General features: G+C 57.3%; 30 protein-coding genes and 1 tRNA gene. 23 read left to right on the top strand and 8 right to left on the bottom strand.

All coding sequences use genetic code 11. The annotated features are described in order from the left end of the window. The first annotated feature begins 1 nt into the window (after nt 1). The 3 genes from ihfA (at nt 2) to FEZ21_RS17580 (ending at nt 796) form a co-directional block, all read left to right on the top strand. Complete coding sequence (gene ihfA / locus FEZ21_RS17590) at nt 2–304, top strand: integration host factor subunit alpha (RefSeq protein ID WP_002553164.1); 303 nt, start codon at nt 2–4, stop codon at nt 302–304. Further along, entirely contained in the window at nt 285–641 is a 357-nt protein-coding gene (locus FEZ21_RS17585) for a MerR family transcriptional regulator (RefSeq protein WP_003442193.1), read from the top strand. Before ihfA ends, FEZ21_RS17585 begins: the two co-directional genes overlap by 20 nt. 78 nt (nt 642–719) lie before the next feature. Further along, nucleotides 720–796 (top strand) — tRNA-Pro (locus tag FEZ21_RS17580). Between the two features lie 87 nt (nt 797–883). On the opposite strand, the gene FEZ21_RS17575 is transcribed toward FEZ21_RS17580, so the two are convergent. From FEZ21_RS17575 to FEZ21_RS17550, 7 genes are all read right to left on the bottom strand, one after another. Beyond that, complete coding sequence (locus FEZ21_RS17575) at nt 884–1996, bottom strand: phage integrase Arm DNA-binding domain-containing protein (RefSeq protein ID WP_160628046.1); 1113 nt, start codon at nt 1994–1996, stop codon at nt 884–886. Beyond that, the gene (locus FEZ21_RS17570) at nt 1996–2208 is read right to left on the bottom strand and encodes a hypothetical protein (RefSeq protein ID WP_060693524.1); all 213 of its coding nucleotides are present in this window, start codon (nt 2206–2208) and stop codon (nt 1996–1998) included. Before FEZ21_RS17570 ends, FEZ21_RS17575 begins: the two co-directional genes overlap by 1 nt. A gap of 261 nt (nt 2209–2469) precedes the next feature. Next, on the bottom strand, nt 2470–2607 hold the full coding sequence (locus FEZ21_RS17565; protein WP_160628044.1) for a hypothetical protein: 138 nt from the start codon (nt 2605–2607) through the stop codon (nt 2470–2472). A 42-nt stretch (nt 2608–2649) separates the two neighbouring features. After that, a complete protein-coding gene (locus tag FEZ21_RS17560) occupies nt 2650–2976 on the bottom strand; it encodes a pyocin activator PrtN family protein (RefSeq protein ID WP_160628042.1) in 327 nt (108 codons plus the stop codon). Then, on the bottom strand, nt 2969–3109 hold the full coding sequence (locus FEZ21_RS22505; protein WP_165439713.1) for a hypothetical protein: 141 nt from the start codon (nt 3107–3109) through the stop codon (nt 2969–2971). Before FEZ21_RS22505 ends, FEZ21_RS17560 begins: the two co-directional genes overlap by 8 nt. 25 nt (nt 3110–3134) lie before the next feature. Next, entirely contained in the window at nt 3135–3419 is a 285-nt protein-coding gene (locus tag FEZ21_RS17555; RefSeq protein ID WP_160628040.1) for a phage antirepressor KilAC domain-containing protein, read from the bottom strand. Between the two features lie 8 nt (nt 3420–3427). Further along, nucleotides 3428–4021: a hypothetical protein gene (locus FEZ21_RS17550; RefSeq protein ID WP_160628038.1), complete on the bottom strand. Its 594-nt coding sequence runs from the start codon at nt 4019–4021 to the stop codon at nt 3428–3430. Between the two features lie 858 nt (nt 4022–4879). Here FEZ21_RS17550 and FEZ21_RS17545 point away from each other — a divergent pair. Continuing rightward, complete coding sequence (locus FEZ21_RS17545) at nt 4880–5824, top strand: hypothetical protein (protein WP_160628036.1); 945 nt, start codon at nt 4880–4882, stop codon at nt 5822–5824. Then, nucleotides 5824–6276: an adenylyltransferase/cytidyltransferase family protein gene (locus tag FEZ21_RS22885; RefSeq protein WP_160628034.1), complete on the top strand. Its 453-nt coding sequence runs from the start codon at nt 5824–5826 to the stop codon at nt 6274–6276. The genes FEZ21_RS17545 and FEZ21_RS22885 overlap by 1 nt, the downstream gene beginning before the upstream one ends. A 6-nt stretch (nt 6277–6282) precedes the next feature. Here the strand turns inward: FEZ21_RS22885 and FEZ21_RS17535 are convergent, their stop codons facing one another. Continuing rightward, the gene (locus FEZ21_RS17535; protein WP_238839969.1) at nt 6283–6867 is read right to left on the bottom strand and encodes a LexA family transcriptional regulator; all 585 of its coding nucleotides are present in this window, start codon (nt 6865–6867) and stop codon (nt 6283–6285) included. A gap of 163 nt (nt 6868–7030) precedes the next feature. On the opposite strand from FEZ21_RS17535, the gene FEZ21_RS17530 reads away from it, so the two are divergent. The 18 genes from FEZ21_RS17530 to FEZ21_RS17445 all read left to right on the top strand — a co-directional run bounded on the left by FEZ21_RS17530 (nt 7031) and on the right by FEZ21_RS17445 (nt 21070). Next, nucleotides 7031–7252 (top strand): hypothetical protein, encoded by a 222-nt coding sequence (locus tag FEZ21_RS17530; RefSeq protein WP_048383173.1) that lies wholly within the window; start codon nt 7031–7033, stop codon nt 7250–7252. Between the two features lie 333 nt (nt 7253–7585). Continuing rightward, nucleotides 7586–8104: a phage regulatory CII family protein gene (locus tag FEZ21_RS22695; RefSeq protein ID WP_160628030.1), complete on the top strand. Its 519-nt coding sequence runs from the start codon at nt 7586–7588 to the stop codon at nt 8102–8104. Continuing rightward, the gene (locus tag FEZ21_RS22690; protein ID WP_160628028.1) at nt 8097–8315 is read left to right on the top strand and encodes a TraR/DksA C4-type zinc finger protein; all 219 of its coding nucleotides are present in this window, start codon (nt 8097–8099) and stop codon (nt 8313–8315) included. Before FEZ21_RS22695 ends, FEZ21_RS22690 begins: the two co-directional genes overlap by 8 nt. Beyond that, a complete protein-coding gene (locus tag FEZ21_RS17515) occupies nt 8305–10521 on the top strand; it encodes a VapE domain-containing protein (RefSeq protein ID WP_160628026.1) in 2217 nt (738 codons plus the stop codon). The genes FEZ21_RS22690 and FEZ21_RS17515 overlap by 11 nt, the downstream gene beginning before the upstream one ends. Then, nucleotides 10514–10873 (top strand): hypothetical protein, encoded by a 360-nt coding sequence (locus FEZ21_RS17510; protein ID WP_095025791.1) that lies wholly within the window; start codon nt 10514–10516, stop codon nt 10871–10873. The genes FEZ21_RS17515 and FEZ21_RS17510 overlap by 8 nt, the downstream gene beginning before the upstream one ends. A gap of 522 nt (nt 10874–11395) precedes the next feature. Then, a complete protein-coding gene (locus FEZ21_RS17505; protein ID WP_029611475.1) occupies nt 11396–11740 on the top strand; it encodes a phage holin family protein in 345 nt (114 codons plus the stop codon). 160 nt (nt 11741–11900) lie between these two features. Beyond that, on the top strand, nt 11901–12509 hold the full coding sequence (locus FEZ21_RS17500) for a terminase small subunit (protein WP_160628024.1): 609 nt from the start codon (nt 11901–11903) through the stop codon (nt 12507–12509). Between the two features lie 3 nt (nt 12510–12512). Further along, the gene (locus tag FEZ21_RS17495) at nt 12513–14522 is read left to right on the top strand and encodes a phage terminase large subunit family protein (RefSeq protein WP_160628022.1); all 2010 of its coding nucleotides are present in this window, start codon (nt 12513–12515) and stop codon (nt 14520–14522) included. Between the two features lie 2 nt (nt 14523–14524). Then, nucleotides 14525–14731: a phage head-tail joining protein gene (locus FEZ21_RS17490; RefSeq protein ID WP_094992971.1), complete on the top strand. Its 207-nt coding sequence runs from the start codon at nt 14525–14527 to the stop codon at nt 14729–14731. Beyond that, entirely contained in the window at nt 14731–16215 is a 1485-nt protein-coding gene (locus FEZ21_RS17485; RefSeq protein ID WP_160628020.1) for a phage portal protein, read from the top strand. Before FEZ21_RS17490 ends, FEZ21_RS17485 begins: the two co-directional genes overlap by 1 nt. After that, entirely contained in the window at nt 16212–17330 is a 1119-nt protein-coding gene (locus tag FEZ21_RS17480; protein WP_160628018.1) for a head maturation protease, ClpP-related, read from the top strand. Before FEZ21_RS17485 ends, FEZ21_RS17480 begins: the two co-directional genes overlap by 4 nt. Beyond that, a complete protein-coding gene (locus FEZ21_RS17475) occupies nt 17327–17671 on the top strand; it encodes a head decoration protein (RefSeq protein WP_160628016.1) in 345 nt (114 codons plus the stop codon). Before FEZ21_RS17480 ends, FEZ21_RS17475 begins: the two co-directional genes overlap by 4 nt. 63 nt (nt 17672–17734) lie before the next feature. Next, nucleotides 17735–18730 (top strand): major capsid protein, encoded by a 996-nt coding sequence (locus tag FEZ21_RS17470; protein ID WP_060693483.1) that lies wholly within the window; start codon nt 17735–17737, stop codon nt 18728–18730. Nucleotides 18731–18732: 2 nt separating this feature from the next. Then, a complete protein-coding gene (locus FEZ21_RS17465) occupies nt 18733–19053 on the top strand; it encodes a hypothetical protein (protein ID WP_160628014.1) in 321 nt (106 codons plus the stop codon). Continuing rightward, complete coding sequence (locus tag FEZ21_RS17460; protein WP_160628012.1) at nt 19050–19715, top strand: hypothetical protein; 666 nt, start codon at nt 19050–19052, stop codon at nt 19713–19715. Before FEZ21_RS17465 ends, FEZ21_RS17460 begins: the two co-directional genes overlap by 4 nt. Next, complete coding sequence (locus FEZ21_RS17455; protein WP_160628010.1) at nt 19708–20238, top strand: hypothetical protein; 531 nt, start codon at nt 19708–19710, stop codon at nt 20236–20238. The genes FEZ21_RS17460 and FEZ21_RS17455 overlap by 8 nt, the downstream gene beginning before the upstream one ends. Next, nucleotides 20235–20798 (top strand): phage baseplate assembly protein V, encoded by a 564-nt coding sequence (locus tag FEZ21_RS17450; RefSeq protein WP_160628008.1) that lies wholly within the window; start codon nt 20235–20237, stop codon nt 20796–20798. Before FEZ21_RS17455 ends, FEZ21_RS17450 begins: the two co-directional genes overlap by 4 nt. Before the next feature lie 56 nt (nt 20799–20854). Further along, entirely contained in the window at nt 20855–21070 is a 216-nt protein-coding gene (locus FEZ21_RS17445) for a hypothetical protein (RefSeq protein ID WP_160628006.1), read from the top strand. The last annotated feature ends 4 nt before the right edge of the window (nt 21071–21074 follow it).

Genomic DNA, 21074 nt, shown 5'->3' with positions numbered 1-21074 from the left:
TATGGGGGCTCTGACGAAAGCTGAAATGGCGGAACGTCTTTATGAAGAGCTGGGCCTGAATAAACGCGAAGCCAAAGAATTGGTCGAGCTGTTTTTCGAAGAAATCAGGCACGCTCTTGAAGACAATGAACAGGTCAAATTGTCAGGTTTTGGCAACTTTGATCTGCGTGACAAGCGACAGCGGCCTGGCCGCAATCCGAAAACGGGAGAAGAAATCCCGATCACGGCTCGCCGTGTGGTCACCTTTCGTCCAGGGCAGAAGTTGAAGGCCCGAGTAGAGGCTTATGCTGGAACCAAGTCATAACGACGAGCTCCCGCCGATTCCGGGCAAACGCTACTTCGCCATAGGCGAAGTCAGCGAGCTATGTGCGGTCAAGCCGCACGTGCTGCGCTACTGGGAGCAAGAGTTTCCTCAACTCAACCCTGTCAAACGTCGCGGAAACCGCCGGTATTATCAGCGACAGGATGTGCTGATGATCCGGCAAATTCGTGCACTGCTTTATGATCAAGGGTTCACCATCGGAGGCGCGCGGCTGCGGCTTTCCGGGGATGAGGCCAAAGACGACACCACCCAATACAAACAATTGATCCGCCAGACGATCTCCGAACTGGAGGACGTTCTGCAGGTTCTTCGTAAATAAATCTGGCTTTAAAATACTTTCGTATTTCAAAAGCTTAAGGTATATTCCTCGACGTTCCATCAAGTTGTAACGCCTAGTCGGGGCGTAGCGCAGTCCGGTAGCGCACTAGCATGGGGTGCTAGGGGTCGAGTGTTCGAATCACTCCGTCCCGACCATATTCTGTAAGGGAATCAAGGGTTTAGGCCTTTGATTCCCTTTCTCGTTTCTGCCTTGCGCAAAACTGGCGCAAAATAGGCGCAAAACTAACCGGTAATTTCGCTGATATTCAGGTCTGGAATCGCATCCGACCAGATCACATCAGCGTGGTCTTTCTGGTAGTTCTTGGTCATGGTCTCGCTGGCATGGCCCGCAATGGTTTGGCCATCTTTACCGGCTCTTTTGTACAGGTGTAGCGACAGCGCCCGCACTTCGTGAAAGCCCGGCATTTCCTCTTCCTTCCATTCCGCATAACAGCCAGCAAGTTCCCGCGCCTCTTTAAAAGAGCGCGTTAGAAAGCGATCCTCAACCTTCGTCCAGTGTTCTTTGGTCTGCGCCTGCTTCTGCAGTAGTCGTTGCGGCTTGCGATGAATCAGGAAGGGTGAGGCGATGTTGTCCTGGCAGCGGGTTATGACGGTCTGTAGCTCGTCAGTCACCTTGAAACGAATCCACGCTGTATCACTGGCCTTGGCTGTCTTCTTTTGTACCAAGTACAGGAAGCCATCCCGAACGCCATCAAAGCGCATGTCCAGAATGTCGGAGCGCCGCTGAGCAGTGATCAGTGCCAAGTCGATGGCGTTGCGCAGCCAGGGTGGGGCCACCCCCCTGATCGCCTTCAGGCCTTCCACGGTATGGCGTTTGCGTTGCTTCTTCTCGATACGGTTTATGGTGCTCGATGCCGGGTTGTCCGGACATAAACCCTTGGACGCTGCGTGATTAAAAATATCTACCAGCAGAGCACGACTTTGATTGGCGCTCCTTGGGGTCAGTGTGTCCAGCAACTCGGCAACCATACGAATGGTTATTTGATCGACGGCTTTGCCCTCAAAATGCTTTCGGAAGCGTCTGAAGTGAACGGCATACAGTCCGAGCGTACCCTTGGCCAGTTCGCGGGGAGGCAAGATCTCGGCTTCGTATTTATCCAGAAAACCCGCAAAGGATCCTGATGGATTACCCATGACAGAGCGGACCAGATCCGCGCCTTGCATAAAGGCCAGGTTGAGCTGTTTTGCGGCATCAATGGCCCTGATCCGATCGGTACCGAATTGAAACCACTTACCGTCGCTGGGGCGACGGTAGCGGTATGTCGAACGGCGTGGATCAAAGTACAGGTTCTGCGGCAGGTGCTTGTTCGCACTATTGCGTGGTCGTGGAGCCATCAGGCAACTCCTCTTAGCACCATAGCGACCAGATCGTTGCCGTCAGCTATGTTCAGTGCGTTCCAGTCCACATACCAGAGCGAGCCTATCTGCTCGCCCGGCAGCTTTCCGTTGCGGATGTAATTGCGTATGGCTTGCGAGCAGAGCGGTGTCCCGTTCTCACCCCAGCGGCGGCGTTGGTACTCGCTAATTTTGATCAGCTCTTTACGCATGACCATCCCCTTTGATAGCGGTGCCTGGGTGCGTATACCCCACCACAGGCTGCGCGGGCGGGCGATTTTGAGCGTTTAGCGGGGCATCAAGGTGGGCTGCCTCGCGCAGCTTTATGTGGGGTATAAGCACCCCCGTAGTGGCGCGAAAAGTTTTAGTAATGCCTGCTGCTGCGCAGCAGAGACTGTTTTTTACAGGCGTGTCGACACCACTGGTGTTGCGGAGCAAAGCGGGCAGGAGCAAGCGATTGGTCAGTGAGTGCGTCATGCCGCTTTACTCCGGGTGCTAGGTTCGGGTTGATGCTTGCGGCCATCTGCAATGCCGTTGCGGTAGCCGAGCCAATAGAGCAAGGCCACGCTCAATATCAAAAAGATCAGTGCGCTGATCTGGGTAGGGGTCATGTGGTGTGCTCCTGGTGCGGCGCTGGTGGTGGCAGCGTGTGGCTAGTCGTCTTTATCCGGCGAGTCGCTTTGCGGTCTTGCCAGCTCCCCATCAGCCTTGTAGGCGCGAATATCAATCAGTGCGGCAACGTGGCGGATGTGAGCGAACTTCGGCGCCTTGCGACTGCTGTCGAGCGTGATCACGGGTATTTGAATCCGGCCGCTGATGATCTCTGCCGCAAATGACTGCTCGTTGAGGTGGCGAAAGTACTGCGCGCGCAGCTTGTCGAGGGGAATCAGCACGTCACCGAAATTTCGGTACAGCAGCTCTATGGTGTCCGCATCCGGTGCTGGCAACAGCCGTAGCGGGCTTTGGTTGGCATTACTCATGGGCTGGCGTGCTCGGTTTAGGTTTGAGGCGGGCCGGGTGGTTCCAGGCATTCAGGCAGTGGCGCTTGGTCAGTTCGCGCAAATGCTCCGGCACTTCAAGGAGCGCAGCATTGCGCTCCTCGCGTGTCGGCATGGCCACGATCTGCCGAGCGTATTCCCTAGGCCACGTCACGGTGATCAGCCGGAATTGCTGGAAGGGCCATGCCCAACTGCTCGGCCAGCCAAGCGATGCCGAACTGACGTACCCGGGTTGATTGGCTGTACTGCATGCCGAGTTCAGCGTGGAACCAGTTGCTGTCCTTTATCCGCAAATACTCACGGTCCCGAACCGGGAAGGCAGGCAGGTTGCGCTCGTTGAGCAGTCCTTTTGCGCGCATCAACTTGATCAGTTTTGGCCGGGTAGTTCCCAGGCACGCAGCGGCTTTGGCGAGGGTGCGTTCCATAACACCCCCTAGGCTGCGAGCGCGGCAGGAGTTGCCGACGCGACCAAGTGATCGAGCGACTGCAGAAGCCGGCTGAAGCTGTGCTGGTCGTCGCCATAAGCGGTAAAGCACTGAGTGCGCGCGCAACTGTTGCCGGCGACCAGAATCGCCGTGATGCCTTTACGGCTCTGCGTACGATGCACTGCCAGGCTGACAGCCTCATCAAGACCTACATCGAGTAACAACGAGCCGCCTTTGCGCACCAGCTGGTGCAGCTGCTCTTGTTGATTGGCATCCAGTAGTTGGCCGCGGTCAACAGATTCAGCGCGCACTCGCGGTGTTGCTGGCTCAGCAGTGTCCGTGCGGCCATTGGCGATGGACTCAATAAAGTCTGCGAGTACCAAGTGCGTTTCTTTGTCGGGGTCGTACACCGTGAGGCTGTGTTTCTCATCGCCGGAAACAATGGTGAAAAGCGTGCCAGATGAGCCGCGCTCGACCTGCAGCACGAAAATCAACGGCAGGTTAGTATTTTTGAAGCTACATGTGTGGTGAAACGTGCCGTTCAAATTGACCTGCGCAGCCAACAGGCGAAGAGTTTTATCAGCCAAAGAGAACCGGTTCATGCTGCATGCCCCCCGTTGTTCGGATCGTACGGGGCAGGGCGTTTGCTTTGCTGGACCAGTCGGGGTTTGTGGTTGTGGAGGATGACCAAGCAGCCGGTGGTGGATTGCAGCTGCTCGATCAGTCGACGGTTACTGGCGCACGCTGGGTGGACGTGCAGGGTTGCAGTGGTGTGCATGGTGTTGCCTCGCTCTGTGGTGGGAGAGTGAAGCAAATAATAACCCCAAAGGTTAATTTGTCAATGTTTTGGTTTCCTTTCTGGTGTTTTCAGCTACGCGTGCTCGTTTTTGCGTTCCACTGTCATACAGTGGACTTCATTGGATGTTATTACGTTTAAATCTGAGACGCTGCACACTGTAGAGTTAGGGTAACTGGACTCTAAAATTAATTTGCGTTGAATGTTGTTTTTTATATATACATTGTGTATTAATACCTTGATATCAAGTTCTTCCATTATTAGGCTAGTGATTATTTGATCATCTAGTCTTATGTCCCTCCTCTTTTTTATTTTTAGGTCTCGCCTAGTTGATAGGCTGTTTTTATGCTGTTCGATAATTTGGTTTCGGGTTTTGTTATATTTTATAAGGTTGGCTTCCAATCTAAGGTCGAGCAAGTGATGTTCGTTAACTTCTATTGTGGTACGTATAATGCCGATGCAGGAGTTGGGGTGTGAATTTTTTGCCCACTCTAAAGCATTTTGTATTGGGCAGGAAATGCCGGATGTAAAAAAATACACACCTTGACCTAGCCAGTTCTCAGCAGAAAAACGTATAATAAAGTTATTGGATGCTATTGATTCTGCACTTGTTTTTGTAGTGCCGTGATATGCAGTTAAGGTTATTGGTTCTAAGGATTTTTTCATGATTAGTAGTAAAATGATTTCGCTGTTAATGCTTGGCTGGGCGAATCGGGTTTTCGAGTCGTGGAGGAAGCAAAATATATTTAAAAAAAGTGCGCCTTTGTTGATAGGTGCGGGAGTGGGTTGTTTGACTCCTTCGTTTGTCGAGATGCTGTTAGATCGGGCGATTGCGTCGTATGATGCTATGCATGGACTAAAAATAGACCAGCCAACCGATTATCTACCATTTGTTGGGATCTTCTTGGTTTTAGTAGGAGTAGTATTTTATATAGTTTCACATTACTGTAAAGTGGAAGATGTAAAAGAATTTATTTTTGATAAAAAATTATATGGTCCCTTCGAAATTGGTAGTGCGCAGGTTTTTTGTTATTCGGGGTCGGTGACCCAGATTTCAGGTATTGATGTTGTTGTAACTTCTGAGGACACAGACCTAAATCTAGGTAGTTTGTCTGGGACTTCTGTTTCCGGCAGGATTCGAAGAATGGCTGCTACTCACAATTTTAGTGGGGTTGAGGTCGATCACTTATTTGACTGGATTCAATTGTGGAAGAAAACTAACAGGGTTATGAATAACTTGCCCTTAGGTACTGTTGTTTGCCTTAATGAATCATTTAATGCTTCCAGTTATGGGGTTAAAGCTATCGTTTTTGCAGTAGCTATTCGTAAGAATCCTAATAGGGTTGCAACAATAAATAAAATCGCAATTGATGAGATAATAACTAAGGCTTTTGAGTTTTGTAAGGCGAATAACTATCAGAGTATATTTGTGCCGGTGTTCGGTCTTGGTAGCGGTAATGCATCGTCTAAAGATGCTTTGGAGTATACGCTTGGTGCGGTTTGTAATTATCTTTTAGCGAATAATTTATCCGTACATGTCTATGTGGGTGTTTATACTTTTCCAGATACCATTAAAGTTGTCACCAGTTTGCCGAGGTGGGTGAGTTAATGGTAGGTGGTTTCGATGAGTTTAATTTAAATTCTGTGTCGCGCAAGGTTGGTTATACTTCTGGAGTGTTCGATTTATTTCATTATGGTCATGCTGCTTACTTGAGGAGTTGTAAGGAGTTATGTGATGTTTTAATTGTGGGGGTGGACTGTGATCTGAGAGTTCGTAGGAACAAGGGGGGGAGCCGACCGATACATGGTGAGGCGACTCGTCTCGAGAGAGTTATGTCGGATCCTAGTGTGGATTATTGTTTTGTTAAAGTTGAAGACTCATTGTTCTATTTGAATTCTATTAGGCCGGCCTACTGTTTTTATTCTGGTGAGTCCGCTCTTAATCGTGCTCGTAATGAAAAGATATCAAGGTTGGATGGGTTTGTGGGTTTTTACTCAATACCTTATACGAAGGCTATATCAACTAGTAAGTTAATTTCAGTAATGGAAGATCGGGCTTGAGAATATTTACAAATCGGAAATCTTCCACCTAGCCCGCCCACAAATACTCCACTCCTCAGTCATTCGAATTATGCGCTCTGGCCAATCAGGGTTGAGCGCGTACAGATAGAGCTCATTCCCTTCTTGTTTTAGCTGCTTCAGCGTAGTGGCCTCGTCGCGGGTACGCTTGGCTGCAACAAAATGCCCAGGGAAAGCATCAAGCGATGGATCGATAACAACCTTATCGCCTTCCATAAACTTGGGTTCCATGCTGATGCCTTCAACGCGCAGGATGAATGCACGCGGTCCAACCGGTCCAGGTGCTTCGATCCATTCTTCAGCATCGCGCGGATCAAAGTTCTCTTCAGAACAGCACCAGGCACCTGCAGCTATTGAGCCAATCACAGGCAGTTTCCTGCCGGTGTAGCCCAGTACAGAGCCATTATCGAAATTGGCGAAACCATGCGGGATGTCGAGCGAGCCGTTAGGCAGGCTGAGGGCTCTTTCAATTTCACGCGCAATTTGATCGCCAATTCCTTTGGTTGGATTCTTCCCACCGAATGCACTCACTTGCGCCGGCGCTTTGCCGAGTAGCTCGGCAATATCTATCAAGCGGAGTTTTCTCTCAGCTAGGATTTTTCGGAAATTGTACAAGCGTGTGTCAGAAATTCTCATGGACTGATTGTGCCCAGATTAACCTATGGGGTGAATGTCCTGTGAGGTATTGCATTAATTAACCTTTGTGGTTAAATTTAATTCCCCGGAGGTACACCACATGAAATTGCGTGACTACATCGACAGCTTAGATTCAGAGGCACTGCAGGCATACGCCGGGCGTTGCAAGATCGCGGTCAACTACCTGCGCTTGCACGTTAAGTACGCCAGCAAAGACCCAAGCGTATCGCTGATCAAGTCATTGACCCGCCAAAGCGAAGGTCGCGTATCGCTGGCTGAGGTTCTGGATCACTTCGGCGTGACGGAAACCAAAGCGGCATAGAAAGAAAAAAGGCGACCAATAAGGCCGCCCAGTTCCTCCCGGCACACACCACCACAGTGTCGTCGGGTCGCGGTCAAGGTAGGCGGGCACACCACATGCAATTCCGCCACCCTTAACCGCGCTTTCCAAGGCTCGGAAGCTTTGGGTTGCTGCCATTTCCACCACAGATCTGGCAGCTGTTGCGCCAGAGGTGAGCGACGGATCGCTCGCCTCGGCACGGTGCCGGTTTCGACCTTAAGAATCTAGACCGGCTTTTTGGGCCCTTTCAAGCCACGCGGCAAATGTACCACCACAACACGCCGCGCGGCACTGGCAACATTAAGGATTAATGCCATGAGCCGTATTGCTCTTAGCTGCACCCAGCGAGCGCGCCGCGAAATTCTGCCGCTCGATCTGGCCCTGTATCACGCTGCCCGCGATTACCCGGGTGGCGCTGCTGCCATCGCCGCCACCACCGGCCGCAATCCCACCACGCTGCAGCACAAGCTGTCTCCGACCCATCCAAGCCACACGGTCAATGTTCAAGAGTTCGCCGAGATCCTGGAGCTGACCAAAGACCGCCGCATCCTGGACGCGGTGCATGCGTTGGTGGGGGACACGATCTGGCAGGAACTGGCCGAGGCCTATACCGACGATATGCCCGAGACGCTGACTACTGGCTTGGCTGTGTATTTCCGTCAGGTAGCAGATCTGGCTGACACATGGGCCAAGAGCATTGGCGATGGGGTGGTCAACGACCACGAACTGGCTGAAATCCGCCTGCAGGTATTTCGTGGCATTCAGGGGCTGCTGGGTATGTTCAATCGTGCCTGCTACGTCAACTCGACCACGCGGGGTACCGACCGTGGCTGATATTGCAGATTTTGCTAACGACCTGGTGCAGGAGCGCATCGACTTGGCACTGGCCGCGCGCAAAGCGCAGCCGGTGTTTGCGTCTTTCGAGTTTTGCGTGGACTGCGATTCATCAATTCCCCTGGCCCGCCGTTTGGCCGTTACCAGCTGCACGCGCTGTGCAGCCTGCCAACAACTGAATGAACAAATAGGTACCCGTTATGCTCGATGACGTACTCGGTCAATTCGCTGACCACGGCCTTGAGCCTGCGCAACCACTCACGTTCGGCAAGCTGACCCGCTGCAAGACCACGCAGGACAAAGGCAAAGAGAAAAACGGCTGGTACGTGATCCATGAGCACCGCACCGAGAAAAACGAGACGCTGATTTTCGGCAGCTTCGGTGACTGGCGTTCGGGCGACAGCAACAAGATCAAGGTTAAGGCCGGCCGGATGAGTCAGGAAGAACGCGACGTGATGCGCGCTCGTCAGGAGGAAGGCAAACGCCGCGCCGCCGAGATTGCCGCGAACGCCGCACGCCGTGCTGCCAATCGTGCATCGGGCATGTTCACACGCATGCCGGAGAGGGGCCGCAGCGCCTATCTGGATCGTAAACAGATTATCGCGATGGGAGTGCGATTCGCGCCGCGCTCTGGTGCGGTGCTGGTCCCGATGAGCAATGTACGGGATGAGATCATCGGACTTCAGGTCATCTACCCCGAGAAGCAGGCAGATACCGGCCGAGATAAATCCTACTGGCCTTACGGCATGTCCAAAGTGGGTGCCTTCCACCTGATTGGCCCGCACCCTGAGCCGGGCGAACCAGTGCTGGTATGTGAGGGTTATGCCACCGGCGTAAGCCTGAATATGGCCACCTCGCTGACGGTAGCTATCGCTTTTGACGCGGGCAATTTGAGCGTGGTGGCCAAGGCCATGCGCGAGCGTTTCCCGGGCCGCGCTTTGATTGTGTGTCGAGACGATGACTGGAAAACCAAGAGCCCCAATGGTGAGCCTTGGAACCCTGGTGAAGAGAAGGGCAGCAACGCCGCTTTGATCGTTGGCGGCCAGGTTGTTGGTCCAGTCTTTTCAGGCGAGCGTGAGATCAAGTGGACCGACTTCAACGACCTGCATTGTTCCGAAGGGTTGGACGCAGTTCGCAGGCAGGTACTGGCGGTCGTCAAACCACCCGCAGCTGGCGGCTGGAAAGATCAACTGGCCCGCACTGAAAACGGCTCTTTGATCGCACACATGCAGAACATTGAACTGATATTGGGCAACGATGAGCGCTGGGCAGGCGTCATCAGCTTCAGCGCTTTCAGCTCCAAGATCGTCAAATTGCGTACGCCTCCTTATGGCGGCGGCACCGGGGACTGGGGTGATATCGATGACATACGCGTTATGAAGTGGCTGGCCCAGCAATACAATCTGCGCGTCAAAGCCTCCAGCGTGATTGAGGCGGTCAGCGTTGTGGCCCACGACAACTCCTTTCACCCTGTACGCAACTACCTGAACAAGCTTGAATGGGACCGCGTGCCCCGCCTCGATACCTGGCTGACCACGGTCATGGGTGTGGCCCAAAGCGGTTACAGCGCCAAGGTCGGCAAGCGCTGGATGATCTCGGCGGTTGCCCGGGTGATGCGCCCAGGGTGCAAGGCTGACTCGGTAATGATCCTTGAAGGCGGGCAGGGCGAAGGCAAGTCCACGGCCATGAGCATCCTCGGCGGCGACTGGTTTATGGATACGCCGTTTGCTCTGGGCGACAAGGACGGCTTTCAGGCGATCCGTGGCAAATGGATCATCGAACTGGGCGAGCTGGACAGCTTCAACAAGGCCGAAAGCACCAAAGCCAAGCAGTTTTTCTCGGCATCCACCGACACCTACCGTGAGAGCTACGGCCGCAGAACAAATGACGTGCCACGCCAGTGTGTTTTCGTGGGTACCACGAACCAGGACGAATACCTCAAAGACGCCACGGGCAACCGCCGTTATTGGCCGGTGGCCTGCACCAAGGTCGATCTGGAGCAGCTGCGCGAGATCCGTGACCAACTCTGGGCTGAGGCGATGTTCTGCTACAAGGCCGATGAGATCTGGTGGGTTAACCGCGACGAAACCGCGATGTTCTCCGAAGCCCAGGACGAGCGCTTTGTGGTGGATGAATGGGAAGGTCCGATCCTGGCCTGGCTGGAAGAGTCGCAGATCGGCGAAACCACCAGCGGCAGTGAAGTGCTGGCCAGCGCACTTAAACTCGACTTCGGCCACTGGGGCAAGCCCGAGCAGATGCGCGTCGGCGCGATCATGCACCGGCTTGGATGGCGTCGTGTGCGCCTGCCAGCCCTGGCCAAAAGCGGGCAGCGTCCCTGGGCTTACAAGAAGCCTGATAACTGGGGCGGCCAGTCAGCCCTGCAGGTGCAGAAGATCGAGGAGCCTTGCTTTGATTAAGCACATCGACGCCATGCTCAAACTCTGGGCAGAGGATCTGCACAGCGCAGCGCCCGAAGGCACTGGCAGCGGCAACATGATTGCCATGCTGATGGAAACCAAGGGCGAGCTGATTCGCGGCACGCGGGGCAGTCGGGTACTGCTCGATGAGTCGGCTGACATTGAGTTGATCGTCAATAAACACCTGCCGCCGCAGTTGTCGGTGGTTGTGCGCGAGCACTACTGCAACCACGACAGCTTCCTGTCGCAGAAGATCACTCACTGCGGGTGCTGCCGGAAAACCTACTACGAGCGGCTGCACGAAGCTCATGAGTGTATTGCTGAACTGCTGCTCGGGAAAAAAGCTGCGTGATTGATGCCTCTCCCTTTGCCCACCCATTATCCATGGCCCACCTTGTCCCGCTGCTTTCAACAGCAGTGGGTCTAGCGCAGCCCGCGCCGTTACTGGGCTGTCCCACCGTCCCGCCTGTTAATGCCCCTCGCACATGTGAGCGTAGCGGGCAGCAATACGCGCGCTTCACGCGCATGCGTGTTCTTAATAATCTTTCTATATACGAGGAAAAAGTAAAAGAAGTAGGACAGTGGGGCACAGCCTTTGATTTAGGCTCTCTCCCTTGTCCCACCTTGATCCTGAACAGTGGGGCAGGACAGACAGCCTCCAAAAGCGCTAGCCGGGGTGATGTATTCGCCGACATTCGCCGGGCGTTCAGCTGCCTAACCCACTTATTCGCCGGTGGCATTAAAACCTGCTTGCTGCCAGTAAATTCCACCTGTAAAAAGTAGTCATCTTCGATAGGTGCGGACGCAGAGAGCGGCCGACACCCACCACTAAACCCGGCCATTGCGCCGGGTTTTTTGCGTTTAGGGGCAGGCAATGACAACAGAGCAACAAGCGTTAGCGGATATGCCGATCTGGCTGGTGATTGCACTGTCCTTGATCGGTGGGGTGTCGGGTGAGATGTGGCGAGCGGACAAGGATGGCGCCCGGGGTTGGTCACTGGTGCGGCGCCTGGCCTTGCGGTCAGGTGCCTGTATCGGTTGTGGACTGTCCACGATGATGCTGCTGCATGCCAACGGCGTGTCGATCTGGGCATCATCGGCGGTGGGCTGCCTCACGGCGATGGCCGGGGCAGACGTCGCCATTGGCCTTTACGAGCGCTGGGCCGCCAAGCGCCTCGGGGTTTGTGAAATTCCACCACGTTCGGACCAATCAGAATAATTCTCGTCTCTCAAATCTTGCCGGGGACCCTGGGGAATATCCACGGGTACGGGGCAGGAAACCCGCGGGAAATCGTTAGCCGCAGGGCTGGCAGCTTATTGAAATTCAATCCATTGAAATTGAAAGGCTTGCATTGAAAAGCCGTTGAAAAGGAGGGCTTGTGACAGACCCTATCTTTCTGTCGAAGAGCGCCTTTGCGGCCTATATCGGCAAGGCGCCGAGCTACATCACCTGGCTCAGAAAGAACAATCGACTGGTCCTGTCGACGGATGAAAGACAGGTCAATGTTGAAGAGACCATCGCACTGATCCGCGAAACCGCCGACCCCACTAAAGCCGCCGTCGCGGCTCGGCATCAAGAGGCCCGAGTGCAGCGCGACGTGATCAGCCAGTTATCCCCGCTGGTCGAATCCACGCCGAACATGGCTGCGCCGCAGCCCGTCATCGGCCCGACGGGCAAGCAACCCGACTTCCAAAAGGCCCGCGCCCACCGCGAGTACTACCTGGCGCAACTGGCCGAGGCTGAATTCCACAAGGTTCAGGGTTCGCAGGTCGAGCTGGAGGCAGTTAAAACCGGTGCCTTCAACGCGGGGCGCCTGCTGCGCGATCAGTTGCTGGGCATGCCCCCGCAACTGGCGCCGGAGTTGGCCGCCATGACTGACCCTTGGGAAATCGAGCGCCGTCTGACCGCTGCCATCCGTGCCTCACTGGAGGACGCTGAGCGCATGTCCTCGGCTGACCTGGTTCACGCCCTCAACAACAAGAGCTAACCCATGCACACGGAAAACCCGAACGGTGCAGAGGTGTACCGCGAGGCGTATTTCCGTGGGCTACGGCCTGACCCTTCGCTGTGGGTCGACCAGTGGGCCGACGAGTACATGCGTATCCCGCGTGACACTGGCGCCGCCGAGCCCGGCCAGTACCGCACCTCGCGTACACCCTATGCCCGCGAGCCCATGCGCTGCCTGTCACCGGCTCACCCCTGCAAGCGCGTGGTCACGATGGTGGCCTCGCAGCTGATGAAAACCCAGATCGCATTGAACTGGATTGGCGGCTTGATCCATATGGTGCCGTCCAACATCTTGACCCTGCTGCCGAGCCTGAGCCTAGCCAAGCGGGTGTCGTCACGGATCGGCAAGACCATCAAGGCTACGCCGGTGCTGCGTGAGCGTGTCGCGGCCAACCGCTCGCGGGACGCACGCAACACGATGGACACCAAAGAGTTTGAAGGCGGTTCGCTGTACGTCACCACAGCCGGCTCTGCGGCCAACCTGGCCGAGTTGTCGGCACGCTACATCTACGGCGATGAGATCGACCGTTGGGATGTGGACGTGGGCGAAGAGGGCGACCCGATCGAACTGGCCGAAACCCGGGGTAGTACCTTCGGGCGCAACGCCAAGTTTTACTTCTCCAGCTCACCGACCATCAAGGGCGCCTCGCGTATCGCCGATCTGTTCGAGACCAGCGACCAGCGTTACTACTACGTTCCATGCCCGCACTGCGGCCATATGCAGGTGCTTGAATGGGAAAGCCTGCACTACTCGGTCGATTACAGCGTGGTGCATTACCAGTGCGCCGGGCCGGATTGCGACGTGCTTATAGAGGAGCATCACAAGGGCCAGATGCTGGCCAGTGGCGAATGGCGATCCCATGCCCAGGGCGACGGCGAAACCATCGGCTTTCACCTCAACGCCCTGTACTCACCGCTTGGCTGGATGGACTGGCGTTCGCTGGCCAAGCAATTTGAAAAGGCAAAGAAGGCGCAAAACCGGGGCGATCTGGAACCCATGCAGGTGTTCTACAACACCCGCTTGGCCAAGGTCTGGGACAGCGCCCAGGAGCAGACCAAAGCGGATGTTCTGAAAGAGCGCGCCCGCCGCGAAACCTACGGCCTAGGTTCTATGACCCTGCGCGTGCTGATGCTCACTGCATCGGTCGACGTACAAGCCAATCGCCTGGAACTGATGGTGATGGGCTGGGGTGTCGGCATGGAGCGCTGGATCATCGACTACCAGGTGATCTGGGGCGACCCGGCGGACGAGCGTACCTGGGCCGTGCTCGATGAAAAGCTCAAGGTGCGTTACCCGCATCCTTGTGGAGTCGGACTCGGCATTCTGGCCACCGCCGTCGACTCCGGCGGTCACCACACGGACGAGGTTTACCAGTTCTGTCGTATCCGTCGGTGGCGCAATATCTTCGCCATCAAGGGCGCGAGCAAGCCGGGCAAACCGGTTATTGCCCAACGCCCGTCAATGGTCGACGTCACCTGGAAAGGCCAGACCGAACGCAACGGCGCCGAGCTGTGGTTTGTCGGTACCGACACCGCCAAGGACTGGATCTACAACCGTTACCCGTTTGAAGAAGGGCCGGGCGCGCTGCACTTTGCCAACGACTTGCCGGACGACTTCTTCGACCAGTGCGTAGCCGAGCGCAAGGTGGCCCGCTACGTGCGCGGCCACAAGCGTATCGAGTGGGTGAAGGGTAAGGCCGAGCGCAACGAAGCGCTCGACCTGATGGTGTACTGCTTGGCGATGGCGCATTACCTGGGCCTGAACCGCTACAAGGAACATGACTGGGAGCGCATTCGCCAAGCCCTGGCGCAGGCCGGGTTGTTCGATGAGAAGCCCGTTCAGGCTGAACGTCTTGCACTTCCGGCCGCAATACCCGCGACACAACCTGTTGAAACGTCTGCACCCGAAGTAATGCCGGCCGCACCATCGCAGCCGGTTGCACGACCCCCTCAACGTCGCAGCTCCAGCAGCGGCTATCTCAAGAGACGCTGATTATGTCCTTTACCCAAAAGCACCTCGACGCGGTTGAGTCGGCCATCGCGCGCGGCGAGAAAACCGTGCGCTACGCCGATCGCACCGTGGAGTACCGCACGGTGGATGAGCTGCTCAAGGCCCGCGACCAGATCCGTACTTCGCTGGTCGCGTCCGCCGGGCCACGTTCAAAAGTGGTGAGGCTTTACCACGGAGGCAAGGGACTCTAATGGCACGCCAATATCCAACCCTGACCCGCAACGGTTTTTTGCTGCCGGAACGGATCAAAGCCAGTTATGAAGGAGCCGGAGAGGGCAGGCGTTCAGCCAGTTGGGACGCGCCCGATATTGGCATCAACAGCATCAACACCCCGGCCTTGCGTAACCTGCGGTCCCGTTCGCGGGCGGCTGTGCGTAATGACCCTTACGCCTTCAACGTAATCGACAAGCGCGTCAGCAACCTGATCGGTACCGGCATCACTCCGCGACCCAAGATCGAGGACGATGCCCTGCGCAAAGTGCAGCAGGAGTTGTGGGAGGACTGGGTTGATGAGTCGGATGCCGATGGCCTAACCGACTTCTACGGGCAGCAAGCATTGATCGCCCGCACCGTCGAAACCGCCGGTGAATGCTTTGTGCGTATGCGGCCACGCAGCCTGGACCAAGATCTGGCGGTACCGCTTCAGCTTCAGGTACTGGCCCCCGAGTTTGTACCCCATGACAAATTTGAGCCGGCCAAAAACGGCAACAACATCCGTGCCGGGATCGAGTTCAACCCGGCTCATCAGCGGGTGGCTTACTGGATGTACCGCGTTCACCCCCGCGATGCCTCGTCGTTGAACGCCGGTTACAACCAACTGGTACGGGTACCGGCCGAGCAGGTTCTGCACATCTTTGAACCGGTCGAGCCTGGGCAGTTGCGCGGTGTGCCGCGATTGGCACCAGTACTCAAGCGCTTGCGCAGCCTGGACAACTACGACGATGCGGTGCTGTTCCGTCAGGAAGTGGCCAACCTGTTTGCCGGGTTTATCAGCAGACCGCCCCCCGAAGCCTCACAGCAACCCCGCGACCCGGTCACCGGCCAGTTGTTGACCGAAGACCGCGACGGCTTCACGCCGATGGTCGCGCTGGAGCCCGGCACCATGCAGGAGCTGGGGCCCGGTGAAGAGGTGGAATTTTCCAAGCCCCCGGACGCCGGCAACAACTACCCGGACTTTATGCGGCAGCAATTGATGGCCGCTGCCGCCGGTACCGGCACGCCTTACGAAATCCTCACCGGTGATATGCGCGAGGTCAACGACCGGGCGCTGCGGGTTGTGCTCAACGAATTCCGCCGTCGCCTGGAGCAACTGCAATTCGGGGTGTACGTGCACCAGTTGTGCCGCCCGGTTCGCGCGGCGTGGATGGACATGGCGGTGTTGGCCGGTCGCCTCAAACTGGACGATTACGCGCAGCGCCGTCGCGAATACCTGCGCACCCGCTGGGTACCGCAGGGCTGGGCCTATATCCAGCCGGTGCAGGACATTCAGGCGCGGATGATGGAAGTCAATGCGGGCTTTAACTCCCGCAGCGAAATGGTCCTGCGTTCGGGCTATGACGCTGAAACCGTGGACGCTGAAAATGCTGCCGATCAGGCTCGCGCCCGTGACCTGGGCCTCAACTACAAAACGCTCGTCGACCAGCCAGAACCGGCCGCCGACAAGGAGACACCATGAACAGGCTACGCATTTTTAATAAAGCCGGTGACCTACCGGCGCCGCAGAATAAGCACTGGTACAGCCTCAAGGCCAGCGGCGAGGCCGAGACCCGCAGCATTGAGGTCTATGTTTACGGCGAGATCGGCACCTGGGGCATCACTGCCAACCAGTTTGTCCGCGACCTTGCCGCGATCGATGACGGCGTGTCGCCGATCGTGGTGGCGTTTAACAGCATCGGCGGCGACCTGTTCGACGGCCTGGCCATTCACAACGCCCTGTCGCGGCTTGGCGAGCGTTGCACCGGCCGGGTGGATGCCCTGGCAGCGAGCGCGGCAAGTGTCGCGGTGTGCGGTGCTCACAAGGTCGTGATCGCAAGCAACGCGATTTTGATGATCCACAACCCGTATACCTATGCATCAGGCGATGCCGAGGATCTGCGTAAGGTTGCCGCCGTGCTGGACCAAGCGACGGAAGTCATCATTGCCGCCTACAAATCCAAGTCGCCCAGCATTGACGAGGTGGAGCTGCGGCGCCTGGTTAACGCCGAAACCTGGCTCACGGCCAGCGAAGCGGTAGCCCTGGGTCTGGCAGATGAAGTGGGCGCGGGCCTCACCGTCAAAGCCTGTGTGGGCCAGGGCAGCGTGCTGCAGCGCTTTCAGCATGCGCCGCAGGCATTGCTGGCCCAGCTGGAAGATCCGCCCGAGCCAACCCCGGAGCCGATTCCGCCGGAGCCCGAAAAACCGCCCATTGCGGATTCGGCCAAGCTGGCCTTGTTGATCACCCAAAGCTGCAACGCGGCCGGGATCACCAACCTGATCGAGTCGCTGATCAGCGCCACCAAACTGGTCGATGAGGCCACAGTTAATGCCGCGCTTACCAACGCCAAGGCCGTGCGCGACCTGTGCGTTGCTGCGCGTCTGCCGGAGTTCACCCAGGAGTTTGTCGCGGCCGGGCTCAGTGCTGAAGCCGTGCGCGGCCGCCTGTTCGACAAGCTGGTCAGCGGCGGCGGTTTTGAAATCGATAACAGCCTGCCGATCAGCGATGACCCGGCGCCGAAAATCCAGGCCAAGCAGCCTGACACCAATGCGATCTACGCGGCCCGTCGCGCCGCCCAGACAGGGGTAAAAGCATGACCATTAAAAAAGAGCCGATGCATGCGGGCGAGTTCTTGCTGTCCGAAGGCGCCGGCAATATCTCCCGCGAAGCGATCAACGTTGCTGCTGGCCCGGCGCTGAATGCGGGTCAGGTCCTCGGGCAGGTGACGGCCTCGGGTGAGTTCGCCGCCTATGAACCCACTGCCGAAGACGGTAGCGAGAAGGCAGTGGCCATTCTGTATGGACCGTTGGGGGAGTCCGACATCGTTCGTCGTGGTCGCGCGGTGGTGCGGCTGGCCGAGGTCAGTGAAGTGCACCTGACAGGCCTTGATCCGGAGGGCGAGAAGTCGCTGGCTGAACATTTCGTGATCGTGCGCTAAGCCGATCGCCCCTTTATCGCACCCCGCCATCGAGCGGGGTTTTTACATTCTGGAGAGTCCCCAATGGCCGACATCGCCATCTTTGACGACGAAGCGTTTTCTGTTTCGTCGCTGACCGCTGCCATTAACGAACAGCAATACCTGCCCGGGCGCCTGAGCAGCCTCGGCCTGTTTCAGGAAGAGGGCATCACCACCCTGACCGTGCAGATCGAAAAAGACGGCGACACCCTGGCGCTGGTACCGGCTGGTGAGCGCGGTACTTCAGGTCTGGTGGTTGCTGCCAGCAAGCGCACGCTGATCCCGTTCAACACCGTGCACCTGCCGGAACGCTTCACCATCAAGGCCGATGAGATCCAGGGCATTCGTGCCTTCGGCACCCGTAGTGAGCTGCAGGCGGTGCAGGATGTGGTCAATGCGCGCTTGTTGAAGGCCCGCCGCCAATTGGACGTCACCCATGAATATCAGCGCATGGGGGCACTGAACGGCAAAATTCTGGATGCTGACGGCCGCACCGTATTGCTGGATATTTTTGATCGTTTCGGGGTAGAGCAACAGACGCTGTCAATGGAGTTTGCTGCCGGCAAAGACAAGTTGCGTGTTCGCTGCATGAGGGCACTGGATCTGCAGGAAGAGGCTTTGGGAAGCACAACAACCAGCGGATCCCGAGCGTTTTGTGGCAAGACTTTCTGGGAAGCTCTGGTTACCCATCCGGATGTCGTGGACACCTACAAAAACACCCAGCAGGCGGTCGTGTTGCGCGCGGATGCACGCGAAACCTTTGAGTTCGGCGGCATCACCTGGGAGCGCTACCGGGGTCGTATCGCGGGCCAGCCTTTTGTCCACGACGACAAAGCCCTGCTGGTCCCCGAAGGTGTTCCCGATCTGTACATCTCGGCCTTTGCCCCGGCCGACTATATGGAAACGGTCAACACCCAGGGTATCCCGTACTACAGCAAGATCGAGCCGATGCCGTTCAACAAAGGCATGGCCGGTGAGGCCCAGTCCAACCCGCTGCACATCTGCACCCGGCCCAAAGCGCAGATCCTGCTGGAGCTCTAACCGTGGGCATTCGCGACCTGGTGGGTGACATCGACGAAGTAATCTTCGACGTGCTGGGCGACACCGGGCACATCGAAGGCCGCGCCGAGCCGGTGCTGGGGATGTTCGCGGCACCCTGGAAGCAGCCGCAGATTGGCCGGCTCAACACTGCGATTCGCGAACCGCATTTTGTGGTGCGGGTCGCGGACTCGGACGGACTGACCAAGGGCTTGCGGGTCACCATCGACCTGCCGGCGCTGGATGGCGGTGGTGATTACGACCTGCTGCAGCTGGAGCCCAGCGGCGACGGCCTGGTCTCCCTGATCTTGAGGAAACGCCCATGAGTATCGGCAGTTTCAATGAAGTAAAAAAGGACAGCGGCACGCTGCACATCCAGCCCAGGGCCGAGGATTTAAAGGCGTTCGCGGACCTGACCATTTTAATGCCCAAAGCCGCTGCCAATGCACAGCGGCGAGCGATCAACAAAACCCTTGGCTGGTTGCGCACCCACATCGCCCGAGCCGTGGGCCGACAGGAAAAAATTGCAGTCAAAGCCGTGCGGCAGCGCTTGCGCAGCTACCCGGTCGACGGCGGCGCGTTGCGCGGCAAACTCTGGTTCGGCATCAATCCCATGGAAGCCAGTCGGGCAGGGCGACCCCGGCAGACCAGGGCAGGCGTGTCGGTGGCCGGGCGGCGTTATCAGGGGGCTTTCTACAAGAAGGTCTACGGCAATCAGGCGGACATCTGGATTCGGACCGCCAGTAAACACTTCAACCCGGCGGATTATCCCGACAGCGATATCTCCTCGCAGACCGGGCCCAGCTCCGGTTTTGTGGGCGAGAACAGCGACCGCTTCCCTTTGGCCAAGGCCAAGATTTCACTGGATGCAGTGCGGCCACACTTTGAAGCCTGGAGCCGCAAGGCGGACGCTCAGCTGTTGCATGTGCTCAAGCAAGAGCTGAACTTCGAACTGCAGAAATACCTGAAGGGGGCGCGCCGTGTGTGAGCAACCGTTAAGTCTCGACGTGCTGTATCAGGCTATTGAGAAGCAGATCCAGCAGCACTTGCCTGGTGTTGAGCTGGTCAGCTTTTGGCCGAACATCGACAACCACATCCCGCTACCCGCAGTGTTTCTCGACATCGGCGAGATCAATCCGGGGCAGGATATCGGTACCGGCGAAACCACCCTGACCATCACTTTCGAAGCGCGGGTGATTGTCGACGTGATCCTTGCCGATCATTACCGGCAGGCGGTACAGCTGGCCACGCAACTGGCGGTGCTGTTGCGACTGCAGTCCTGGGGTTTGCCGGTTGAAGCGGCCGAGTTCCAGCGGTCGAGCCAGGACTGGACCCGCCCCGAACTGGACGGCTACACCGTGTGGCTGGTGGAGTGGACGCAAACCCTTTGCCTCGGCGAACAGGAATGGCCGTGGCCAGATCAGCCGCCGGGCACCTTGGTTTGGGGCTTCTCCCCTGATACCGGCCCGGGCAACGAAGGCAACTACACCCCTCCGGAGGCGATGGAATGAGCTACGCCAGTGCAGAACATGACCGCATGATCGCGGCCATGTTGCTGCCTTGCTATGTGGTGGCGGTGGATCTTGCGGCCTCGCCACCCGCCTGCAGGGTATCCACTGGCGACTGGACCAGTGCCTGGGTGCGCTGGCACAGCGTCGCGGCGGGCAAGGCCCGGCATTGGCGGGCGCCGGGTATAGGGGAGCAGGGCGTGTTGTTGAGCCCGAGCGGTCAGGCCGGCATGGGCACCTTTATCCCGGGGTTGTACGGCGATGCCGGGGCGCCGCCGGACAACCGCGATCACGTTGAAGTCTGGCGCTTTGATGATGGCGGCTCACTAGTCTACGACTGGCAGGCCAGGAGCTACAGCATCACCTTGCCCGGCGGCACGGTCACCATCGCGGTGGGCGGGACTACGGCGGTGCTGACTGACGGTGCTGTCACCGTAACGGCGGGTGCCATCGACCTGATCGGTCCGGTCAAGATCGACGGCCCCCTGACCGTCACCCAGGACATCACCGGGCTCGGCATGATCATCGACACCGTCGGCAACACCCCGAACCACAAGCACTGATCGACCCGTTTCAAACAACCCGCTCCGTGCGGGATTTTTTATGCCTGGAGAAACACATGGCCAAGATCACTGAAGACAAACCTGATGCGCCCTCGCTGCAAAAGAATGCCCCGGCTGCCCGCACTTTCCGCGACAAGGTCTACACCTCGCGCACCCTGATCCTGCCAGACGGCAGCCTGCTGCCGGTCGCCAAGGGCCAGGTCAGCGCGATCAGTGATGCCCAACTGCAGTACCTCAACACCCACCCGGACTTTGAGCCCCTCACGGAGTAACCCG

Source organism: Pseudomonas sp. 9.1(2019) (assembly GCF_009910445.1).
Taxonomy (GTDB): Bacteria; Pseudomonadota; Gammaproteobacteria; order Pseudomonadales; family Pseudomonadaceae; genus Aquipseudomonas; species Aquipseudomonas paraversuta.
The sequence above is the reverse complement of the archived record's forward strand: the minus strand, read 5'-3'. Positions and strand labels throughout refer to the sequence as shown.